This is a genomic window from Rhizobium tibeticum (assembly GCF_900110205.1).
In the GTDB taxonomy this organism is placed as follows: Bacteria; Pseudomonadota; Alphaproteobacteria; order Rhizobiales; family Rhizobiaceae; genus Rhizobium; species Rhizobium tibeticum.
This window is the reverse complement of sequence record NZ_FOCV01000014.1, coordinates 169471-179701: the sequence shown is the minus strand read 5'-3', so window position 1 is coordinate 179701 and position 10231 is coordinate 169471. Positions and strand designations below refer to the sequence as shown.

6 protein-coding genes and 1 riboswitch are annotated in these 10231 nt (G+C 61.6%); of the genes, 4 read left to right on the top strand and 2 right to left on the bottom strand.

Annotated elements, in window-relative coordinates:
- Positions 1-260, bottom strand: a 260-nt coding sequence (locus BSG20_RS17395) for a transposase (RefSeq protein ID WP_143147497.1), incomplete at its 3' end; no start/stop codon positions are given.
- Between the two features lie 604 nt (positions 261-864).
- Between BSG20_RS17395 and BSG20_RS17390 the strand changes: the two genes are divergently transcribed.
- Entirely contained in the window at positions 865-2319 is a 1455-nt protein-coding gene (locus BSG20_RS17390) for a cobyric acid synthase (protein ID WP_072376721.1), read from the top strand.
- Here BSG20_RS17390 and BSG20_RS17385 read toward each other — a convergent pair.
- Positions 2316-4106 (bottom strand): chloride channel protein, encoded by a 1791-nt coding sequence (locus BSG20_RS17385; RefSeq protein ID WP_072376723.1) that lies wholly within the window; start codon positions 4104-4106, stop codon positions 2316-2318. The two genes, BSG20_RS17390 and BSG20_RS17385, sit on opposite strands and share 4 nt — an antisense overlap.
- Before the next feature lie 245 nt (positions 4107-4351).
- Positions 4352-4746: riboswitch (cobalamin riboswitch) on the top strand.
- 127 nt (positions 4747-4873) lie between these two features.
- Between BSG20_RS17385 and cobU the strand changes: the two genes are divergently transcribed.
- Genes cobU through cobN form a run of 3 tightly spaced genes read left to right on the top strand, consistent with a single transcriptional unit; the run spans position 4874 to position 10230 of the window.
- Positions 4874-5398, top strand: a complete 525-nt coding sequence (gene cobU, locus BSG20_RS17380) for a bifunctional adenosylcobinamide kinase/adenosylcobinamide-phosphate guanylyltransferase (RefSeq protein ID WP_072376725.1) — start codon at positions 4874-4876, stop codon at positions 5396-5398.
- Between the two features lie 5 nt (positions 5399-5403).
- The gene (gene cobW / locus BSG20_RS17375; RefSeq protein WP_072376977.1) at positions 5404-6453 is read left to right on the top strand and encodes a cobalamin biosynthesis protein CobW; all 1050 of its coding nucleotides are present in this window, start codon (positions 5404-5406) and stop codon (positions 6451-6453) included.
- A 9-nt stretch (positions 6454-6462) separates the two neighbouring features.
- A complete protein-coding gene (gene cobN, locus BSG20_RS17370; protein WP_072376727.1) occupies positions 6463-10230 on the top strand; it encodes a cobaltochelatase subunit CobN in 3768 nt (1255 codons plus the stop codon).
- The last annotated feature ends 1 nt before the right edge of the window (position 10231 follow it).

Below are 10231 nucleotides of genomic sequence, written 5' to 3'. Positions count from 1 at the left end.
GCCCCGACTATTCTGTCAGCCTGCACCGCCAATTCCGCCTCAAGTGGACCGGCGTCCCAAATGCCATCCGAGATGAAATGATGCAGGCGGTCATAGCGATCAGGTGCCAGGCGCTCCGCCATCGGCTCGATACTCTTGCGATCTCCCGGCCCGATCAGGCCAGAAACATAGATCGGGCACATCTGCCGACGCTTCTTGTGGCCAAGCTTCTCAACAAACGGCTTCAGCCATTCCGTCAGTGCAACATCCTGCTCTGTCATCCTTCGCACCCCTGTTGAAGTGCCAAGGATCGCCGATCATCGTTAACCGAGGATTAATCTGCCAAAGTAGTGCTAGGCGTTCCCACCTTGCGGAGGTCCTCGTGCTGTTTATCCGGGCTTAAGCTGTGGCGCTCGTCCTGGCACCTTGGAAGGGAGCCTACGCGTTCGGCTGCGGAAATCAATTGCCTTCTGTGGTTGAGGCGTGAAGCATAAGCGCCTGATTTGAAATCGTTAATGGTAGTCTCATCAGAAGGTTACCGCAAGCGGTCCGAGATCGTGCTGGTCTGCTTGCCAGCGACGCCTCGATCGAGAAGAAAAGTCAGAAAATGCTGAAATTCACCTTTGCTTAAGGGCTTGCTAACCCTCCGGTAACAATGTGGCGCTATCTGTTGTTGCGTAGCGGGGGACACCGCTGCTTCTCCGGATCAGGTATTGCGTCCCGGAGAACGTGAGCTTCGCCGTGTATGGGCGAACGCGCCAGCGTATTTCGGCAGGCCGCGCAACCCTCAACGGTTGACGCGGCCTTCGCATTTTCGACGCCAGCGATTGACCGCAACAGAGAGGTCGTTGTAGGCCGAGGCGAGTTCTCCGGAGTTCCGCGACAATGACCAAGTCCATCATGCTGCAGGGTACCGGCTCCGATGTCGGCAAGACCGTTCTCGTTGCGGGACTTTGCCGGCTTGCTGCCAATCACGGCCTTGCGGTCCGTCCCTTCAAGCCGCAGAATATGTCGAACAATGCCGCGGTCGCTGACGACGGCGGTGAGATCGGCCGGGCGCAATGGCTGCAGTCGCTCGCTGCGCGGGTGCAGTCGTCGGTGCACATGAACCCTGTGTTGCTCAAGCCGCAAACCGAATATGGCAGCCAGATCATCGTTCAGGGCAAGGTCTGGGGGCAGGCCAAAGGACGGGACTATCAGAAGCTCAAGCCGACACTCCTCGATTACGTGATGCAGAGCTTTTCGGAGATTTCCGTCGGAGCGGATCTTGTGATCGTGGAAGGGGCGGGCTCGCCTGCCGAAATCAATCTCAGGGCCGGTGATATCGCCAATATGGGATTTGCGACGCGTGCCGGCGTGCCGGTGGTATTGGTCGGCGACATCGATCGTGGCGGCGTGATCGCCTCGCTGGTCGGCACCCATACCATCATGTCCGATGACGACCGCGCAATGATATCCGGCTACATCATCAACAAGTTTCGTGGTGACGTTTCGCTCTTCGATGCCGGAATCGATGCGGTGCGGCGTTTTACGGGATGGCCATGCCTCGGCGTCGTGCCATGGCTGAAGCACGCTTCACGGTTGCCGGCCGAAGACTCGGTCGCGCTGGAGAGCCTGGCACGGGGCGGCGCGGCCGCGCTGAAGATCGCAGTGCCGGTCTTTCCCCGCATTGCGAATTTCGACGATCTGGATCCGCTGGCGGCAGAACCGGATGTCGAGTTGGTCTTTGTTCGCGCCGGCGAGCGGTTGCCGTCGGATGCCCGGCTGGTGATCCTGCCCGGTTCGAAATCGACGATCGCCGACCTGGCGGATATGCGCGTGCAGGGTTGGGATGTTGATCTTCTGGCCCATGTGAAGCGGGGCGGGCGGGTCATCGGCATCTGCGGCGGCTATCAGATGCTCGGACGCAAGGTGCATGATCCCCTGGGCATCGAGGGAGACCCCGCGGAGGTCACAGGCCTCGGGTTGCTGGACGTCGAGACGGAGATGGCGCCGGAAAAGACGGTGCGGAACAGCGTCGCTGTGGCGGTGGAAGACGGCGCACCGCTTGCCGGCTATCAGATCCACCTCGGCATCACCAAAGGAGAGGATTGCGGTCGGCCATTCGCGATCGTCGATGGAGAACCGGACGGTGCCGTATCGGCCGACGGTCGGATTGCCGGCACGTATCTGCACGGGCTCTTTGCGAGTGACACCTATCGTACCCGTTTGCTATGGAGTTTCGGTCTTTCTGGTGAGACGAACGATTACCGTGCCGGTGTCGAGAAAGCTTTAGACGACGTTGCGGCCGAGCTGGAAGCCTGCCTTGACCGGCGCTGGCTTGACGAGCTCGTCGGCTAGATCTCGCCGGATATTTCGCGGCGACGGCGATCGAGTTCTTCGCTGTAGCGGCGCAGCGTGTAAGCCTCGCTCAGCTGCCCGACAACCTTCCTCTCGATCAGATTGTTGACGACCGCGAGCGCTTCGCTTTCGGTTTTGTCGAAGATGGCGGCTGCCTGCTTGGCGTTCATCTGCGGCTGCAGGAAATCGTTCTTGTAGCGAATGAATTCGCTGAGATCCTCGCCGGTGTCGTCGGTGTCGGTCAGGTTCGCGTAAATATCCGGGACGAGCACTAGGCCGCTGTATTTGCCCGTGTCGTCCACCAGGACGACGCGCTGCGCCGAGCCAATGGGAAAGCGTTCCTTGAACTCTTCGATCGAAAGGCCGGCCTTGGCGGTCTTGACGTCGGCGCGCATCAGCCGGCCGACCGTCAGGTTGCGAATCCAGCCGACATCGTGGGCGCTGCGAATGCTCTCGCCGCGCAGATGGAAGCGCCATGTTGCGAAGGAGTAGCCGAAGGTGCTGCGCACGACGAGTGAGGAGGTGATGACGGCCGCAAGGACAAGTGCCGTGATCGGAAAGTCGCCCGTGATCTCCAGCGCCAGGAACGTCATCGTCAGGGGCCCTCCAATAACGGCGACTGCGAGCGAACTCATGCCGACGACCGCGTAGATAACGGGTGTCAGCGTCGCGTGGGCGAAATAGGGCGCAGAATAGGCAAATAGCTTGCCGAGCAGCGCCCCCATGAACAGCGACGCGAAGAAGAGGCCGCCTCTGAAACCCGAGCCGATCGAGATCGCGGAGGCCAAGGCCTTGAGGAGAAGCAGCCCAAGGAGGACCGGAATCGCGACATCGCGCCCGAGATTGAGGTGCAGCGCTCCGTGTCCCGCTGACAGGACCTGCGGCGTGATAAGGGCGAGGAGACCGACGACGATGCCGCCAAGGGCAGGGCGCAGCGGTGTTGCGATGGAACTTTTGCGCGCCAGTTCCTCGATCGAGGCGACGCCCTGCATGATGAGAATGCCGACGCCAGCGCAGACGGCACCGAGCAGCAGCGCCGGGACATAGTCGGCCGGCATGACGGAGCCGAATTCGCCGACATCGATGAGGAAATCACTGCCGGCCAGCAGCCGCGCAATCTGGGTCGCCACCAGCGCGGACACGACGACTGGTGTCAGCGAGACGATGGTGTATGTGCCGATGATGAGCTCGAAGGCATAGAACGCGCCGGTCAGCGGCGCATTGAAGGCCGCCGCAATCGCACCGGCCGCGCCGCATCCGACGAGAACGCGCAGGTCCGATCGGCGAAGCTGCAACTTCAGGCCAAGCTTCGAGGCCAGACCGGCCGCCAACTGCGTGTAGCCGGCTTCCAAACCAACGGAGGCACCGAAGCCGTTCGAGATGAGGTTCTGAACGGCAACGAGGATGCTGTCGGTCAGCGACAGGCGTCCGCCATGTAATGCGTTCGCCTCGATCGGGTCGACCATCGGCTTCTTACGGGTTTTGGCGAGGATGAACAGCAAAAGACCGAGCAGGATGCCGCCGCAAACCGGTGCCGTCAGCAGCAAGAACTTGTCGTCGATCTGGGAAGAGCTCAGCCTCTCGACGTCGCTGATTCCGAAAATCAGCCTGTGCATTGCGCGGGAAACGAGGCTCATGCCCGACACCGCCAGGCCGGAGATCAGCCCGACGATCGCGCCGGCGATGACCATCCCCATTTCGCTACGCCGCAGCAGAGCGCGCATCCGCCCGATATCGAGAAGCGTATGAAACGGACCGAAACGGCGGATATTGATTTTTAGGAGCATGACAAGAAAACTAGGCAGGTGTAGGCGCGATCAAGTGCAGTGAGGGACGGGCAAATCAGCGGCGCGACCCGCTTGCGATGCAATTGCGGCAAAAGACCGGCGCCGGCAACAATTATTCGTGACGTAAGCCACTGATAAAAGGCGACAAATTTGGTAGAGAAGGTCGTCTTGGTCGCGGTTTCAGGCATGCATGTCATATGCGAGACGACGGCTTACGATTGACTTCGCCGGGGGCCTTGCCTAACGATGACTCCATAACGGATGGTTCCGGACCGGTTGAATCGGTGCGGATGAAAAGGGAATGTGAAGCGGTGGACCCAATCCGGGCGCCGTCATCATAGCCGACCCCGCGACTGTAGAGCGGTCAGGGTTTTCTGTCCGGCGTTGGTTCCTCGTGGTTGACAGTCTGCAATAGTGCAGGCGGGCGGCGCGGAAGCGGCGACGGAAAAGTCACTGGCAGTGCGTCATGATCAACCGGGGCTGGACGCCTCTCAAGTCTACGAATCGTCCGCCTTTTCATGAAATGCAGCCGGGAAGACGAGGAAAATCCGCTGGCACGATCAGGGCGACCGATTTCCAGTCTGCCCGATCGCGCCCAAAACCCGCGAGCCAGGAGACCTGCCAATCGTGCCGGGCAAAAAAGCCCATCCCTGGGCGATGCCCGCTGCCAGCACGGAGGTTGTCATGGCTGAAAGTAAGATTTTAAGGCTGCGTGCAGCCGTTCCGGTTCCGTGCGGAAGGCGTCCGCAGATGGGACAGTATTTTCCATGAGCCTGCGATCATTTGGCACGACCTTCGTTCTCGGCGGTGTGCGCTCGGGAAAATCGCGCTTTGCAGAGCAACTGGTCGTTTCGGGCGGCCTGGAGCGCCACTATGTGGCGACGGGCCGGGCTTGGGATGAGGAAATGCGCTCCCGGATCGACACGCACAAAGCCGACCGCGGCGATCTCTGGCACACCCATGAAGAGCCGCTCGATCTTGTCGGATGCCTGCAGGCAATCGATGGCGAAGGACGGGCGATCCTGGTGGATTGCCTGACGCTTTGGGTTACCAATCTGATGATGGAAGAGCGCGACATGGTGGCGGAGTTCGCCTCGCTTGCCGCCTGCGTGCTTACGGCACGCGCGCGCCTCGTCATCGTTTCCAACGAGGTCGGTCTCGGCATCGTCCCGGAAAACCGCATGGCGCGGGAGTTCCGGGATCATGCCGGCCGCCTGCATCAAATGATCGCGGCGGAAGCTGCGGACGTGTATTTTATCGCGGCAGGTCTGCCGCTGAAGATGAAGGGTTGAATTTGATGAACCAGCAGAAAATCCCGGCGACAGTGATCACCGGCTTTCTCGGCGCCGGCAAGACGACGATGATCCGCAATCTGCTTTCCAACACGAACGGCAAGAAAATCGCGCTGATTATCAACGAATTCGGCGATCTCGGCGTCGACGGCGAGGTGCTCAAGGGCTGCGGCGCCGACAATTGCACTGAAGATGACATCATCGAACTCACCAATGGCTGCATCTGCTGCACGGTTGCCGACGACTTCATTCCGACGATGACCAAGCTTCTGGAGCGCAAACAGCGCCCCGACCACATTGTCATCGAAACCTCCGGTCTCGCGCTGCCGCAGCCGCTCGTGGCGGCCTTCAATTGGCCTGACATTCGCACGCAGGTCACCGTCGACGGCGTTATCACCGTTGTCGATAGCGCTGCCGTGGCGGCCGGCCGTTTTGCCGACGATCATGATGCGGTCGAAGCCCGTCGCGTGGAGGATGAATCGCTCGATCATGAAAGCCCGATCGAAGAACTTTTCGAAGATCAGCTCACCTGCGCCGATCTGATCGTGCTCAACAAGACCGATCTTCTTGACACGGCAGGCCTCGGTCGCGTGCGCGATGAGGTAGCGTCCCGTATCGCCCGCAAGCCCGTGATGATCGAGGCGCGCAACGGCGAGGTTCCAGCAAGCGTGTTGCTCGGGCTCGGGGTCGGTACCGAGGATGACGTGGCCAACCGCAAATCCCACCACGAGCTCGAGCACGAGGATGGTATAGCGCATGACCACGACGAGTTCGATAGCTTCGTCGTGGAACTCGGCCCTGTTGTCGATCCTGCCGCGTTCGTGGACTCGCTGAAGGGCATCATTGGCGAACATGACGTGCTGCGGCTGAAGGGCTTCGTCGATGTCCCCGGCAAGCCGATGCGCCTGCAGCTGCAGGCGGTCGGAAGCCGTGTGGACCATTATTTCGATCGCGCCTGGGCGCCCGGCGAAGCACGCGGCACCCGCCTGGTCGTGATCGGCCTGCACGACATGGACGAGGCGGTGGTTCGCACGGCAATCGAAGCGCTGGCATAAGGCAGACCAATGCATCTGCTCCTGGCACAACAGGGAACGATCAGCGACGGCGAGGAGGCGATCGATCTCGGTCAATCTCCCGGCGATGTCCTATTCCTGTCGGCCGCCGATACCGAGCTTGCCGCCATGGCGGCCGCCTATGATGGTGTGGCTGCCGGTTTTTCGCTGCGGCTCGCAAGCCTGATGAGCCTGAAACATCCGATGTCGGTCGATGCCTATGTCGAGCGGACAGCCCGGCACGCGAAGCTGATCGTCGTCAGGGCGCTCGGCGGTGCCAGCTATTTTCACTATGCGCTGGAGGCGCTTCATGCGGCGGCAGCGCGCTTTGGCGCGCTTATTGCCGTATTGCCGGGAGATTCGAAGCCGGACGCGGGTTTGACACCGTTTTCGAATGTGCCGCTTGAAGAGTTAAATGCCCTCTGGGCCTATCTTATCGAAGGTGGCGACGCCAATTCGCGTGCGTTTCTCTCCTATGCCGGCGCGATGCTCTCGGGCGCGGAAAAGCCCGAGGCGGCTTCGCCGCTGATGAAGGCTGGAATCTGGTGGCCGGGCAAGGGCGTCGTCGGCGTCGAGGAGTGGAAGTCTGCGTGCGACGAGCGGGTTCGATTCCTGCAGCAGGTGCCGCATTCGCCAGTTGTGGCAGTCAGCTTCTATCGCGCGCTCGTGCAGAGCGGCGAGACGCGACCGGTCGAAGCGTTGATCGATACGCTGCTGGCCGAACGCATCCGGCCGCTGCCGGTGTTTGCCTATAGTCTCAAGGACCCCGTCTCGAAGGGCATTCTCGAAAGCGTCTTCGACGCCATCAAACCCGAGGTGGTGATCAACACGACTGGCTTTGCAGTGTCTGCGCCCGGTGCGGATCGCGAGCCGACCGTGCTTGAGGCCAACGACGCGGTTGTGCTTCAGGCTATCTTTTCGGCGTCGTCGCGGCAGGCATGGACCTCCTCCTCGCAGGGGCTCTCCGCGCGCGACCTTGGAATGAATGTTGCTCTGCCGGAGGTTGATGGGCGCGTGCTTGCCCGTGCGGTCTCGTTCAAATCGGCGGCCCGCTATGACGCGAGGGTCGAGGCCAACATCGTCGGCAGCGAGCCCGATATCGAGCGAATGCGCTATACAGCCCAGCTTGCTGCCAACTGGGCGAAGCTGCGCACGACATCCGCCAGCGACCGGCGCATTGCGCTCGTGATGGCGAACTATCCGAACCGCGACGGAAGGCTCGGCAATGGCGTCGGGCTGGATACGCCTGCCGGCACGGTTGAGGTTCTGAAGGCAATGCGTGCCGCTGGTTACACAGTCGCGGCTGTGCCGGATGATGGCGACTCCCTGATCCGGCGCCTGATGGAAGGACCGACAAATTCCGGCACGGATGGGAGGCTTGTAAGTGAAGTGCTTTCATTGAGTCGTTACAATGCCTTCTTCAGAAGTCTTCCCAAAAAGATTCAGGAAGAAATCAACACGCGGTGGGGCGCGCCTGAGACCGATCGCTATATGCTGGACGGCGCTTTTGCACTGCCGTTCCTGCGGCTTGGAGAGGTGCTCGTCGGCATCCAGCCGGCGCGCGGCTACAACGTCGATCCGAAGGAAAGCTACCATTCGCCCGACCTCGTGCCGCCGCACGGCTATCTCGCCTTTTACGCTTTCCTTCGCCACGAGTTCGGCGCTCACGCCGTCATCCACATGGGCAAGCACGGCAATCTCGAATGGCTGCCGGGCAAGGCATTAGCGCTCTCCGAGGAATGCTATCCAGAGGCGATCCTCGGCCCTATGCCACATCTTTATCCATTTATCGTCAATGATCCCGGCGAGGGAACGCAGGCCAAGCGGCGGGCCGGGGCTGTCATCATCGACCATCTGACACCGCCGCTGACGCGTGCCGAGAGCTACGGGCCCCTGAAGGATCTGGAGGCACTGGTGGACGAATACTACGAGGCGTCAGGTGGCGATCCACGCCGCATTCGGCTTCTTAGCAAACAGATTCTCGATCTCGTCGCAGATATCGGTCTCGACCGCGATGCTGGTATCGACAAGGGCGAGAGCGAAAACGAGGCGTTGAAGAAGCTCGATTCCTATCTCTGCGATCTCAAGGAAATGCAGATCCGCGATGGTTTGCACGTCTTCGGTGTCTCGCCGCAGGGTCGATTGCTGACTGATCTGACCGTAGCGCTGGCTCGGGTCCCGCGTGGCCTTGGCCAGGGTGGCGACCGCAGCCTACAGCGGGCGATTGCTGCCGATGTAGGCTTGGATTTCGATCCTCTCGACTGCGACATGGCCGGGTCGTGGCCGGGGCCGTTCCCGGATACCCTTGCGGCGGCCATGGACGGTGTCTGGCGCACGAATGGCGATGCGGTCGAGCGGATCGAACTGCTTGCGGCACGGCTGGTCGCCGGCGAAGTCGCTTGCCCGGAAGATTGGGGGGCCACGCGCGCCGTCCTGGGGATGATCGAAACGCGGCTCAAGCCTGCCATCATTGCATGCGGGGCCGCGGAGATCGAAGGCCTGCTCCGGGGGCTCGACGGTCGTTTCGTGCCGCCCGGGCCGTCGGGTGCGCCGACGCGAGGACGCCCGGATGTGCTGCCGACCGGGCGGAACTTCTATTCGGTAGACAGCCGTGCGGTTCCGACGCCGGCGGCCTACGAACTCGGGAAAAAGTCCGCCGAACTGCTGATCCGCCGGTATGTGCAGGATCACGGCGAATGGCCGGTATCCTTCGGCCTCACCGCCTGGGGCACATCGAACATGCGCACCGGCGGCGATGATATTGCCCAGGCGCTGGCGCTGATCGGCGTGAAGCCGGTATGGGACATGACCTCGCGGCGCGTCACCGGTTACGAAATCATCCCGCCGGCGCTGCTGCGCCGCCCACGTGTCGACGTGACGTTGCGCATTTCCGGCTTCTTCCGGGATGCGTTTCCCGAACAGATCGCGCTCTTCGACAAGGCGATCCGTGCCGTCGGTGCGCTGGACGAGGACTCGGCGGACAATCCGATTGCCGAGCGCATGCGCGGCGAAGCAGCGCGGCTCGAGGCTGCCGGGCTGGACGCGGCGCAAGCCCGACGCCGTGCCGGCTATCGTATCTTCGGCTCGAAGCCGGGCGCCTACGGTGCCGGCTTGCAGGCATTGATCGACGAGAAGGGATGGGAACGCCGGGCCGATCTTGCCGAAGCCTATCTCGTATGGGGAAGCTACGCCTACGGCGCCGGCGAGGAAGGCCGGGCCGAGCGGGGCGTCTTCGAAGAGCGCCTGCGCTCGATCCAGGCGGTGGTGCAGAACCAGGACAACCGCGAGCACGACCTTCTGGACAGCGACGATTACTACCAGTTCGAGGGCGGCATGGCTGCCGCGACCGAGATGCTGGCGGGTGACCGACCGTCGATCTACCACAACGACCACTCGCGACCGGAAAAGCCGGTCATCCGATCGTTGGAAGAGGAGATCGGGCGTGTCGTGCGTGGCCGCGTGGTCAATCCGAAGTGGATCAATGGCGTCATGCGCCATGGCTATAAGGGAGCCTTTGAGATCGCCGCGACCGTCGATTACCTCTTCGCCTTTTCCGCGACGACAGGCGCGGTGGGCAATCATCATTTTGAAGCCGTCTATCAGGCCTTCGTGGTCGATCCGAAGGTGCGCGATTTCATGGTCGAGAAAAATCCGGCCGCCTTCGACGACATGAAGGAACGGCTGCTCGAGGCCATCGATCGTCGCCTTTGGACGCCGCGCAGCAATTCGGCGCGGTTCGATCTTTCAGACACATTCAAGCTTGCATCCGGGGAAAATTGAG

Excerpts from the sequence above, each read along its gene's own strand:
- cobW (WP_072376977.1), top strand. The coding sequence starts at position 5,404 with ATGAACCAGCAGAAAATCCCGGCGACAGTGATCACCGGCTTTCTCGGC.
- BSG20_RS17385 (WP_072376723.1), bottom strand. The coding sequence starts at position 4,106 with ATGCTCCTAAAAATCAATATCCGCCGTTTCGGTCCGTTTCATACGCTT.
- cobN (WP_072376727.1), top strand. The coding sequence starts at position 6,463 with ATGCATCTGCTCCTGGCACAACAGGGAACGATCAGCGACGGCGAGGAG.
- cobU (WP_072376725.1), top strand. The coding sequence starts at position 4,874 with ATGAGCCTGCGATCATTTGGCACGACCTTCGTTCTCGGCGGTGTGCGC.
- BSG20_RS17390 (WP_072376721.1), top strand. The coding sequence starts at position 865 with ATGACCAAGTCCATCATGCTGCAGGGTACCGGCTCCGATGTCGGCAAG.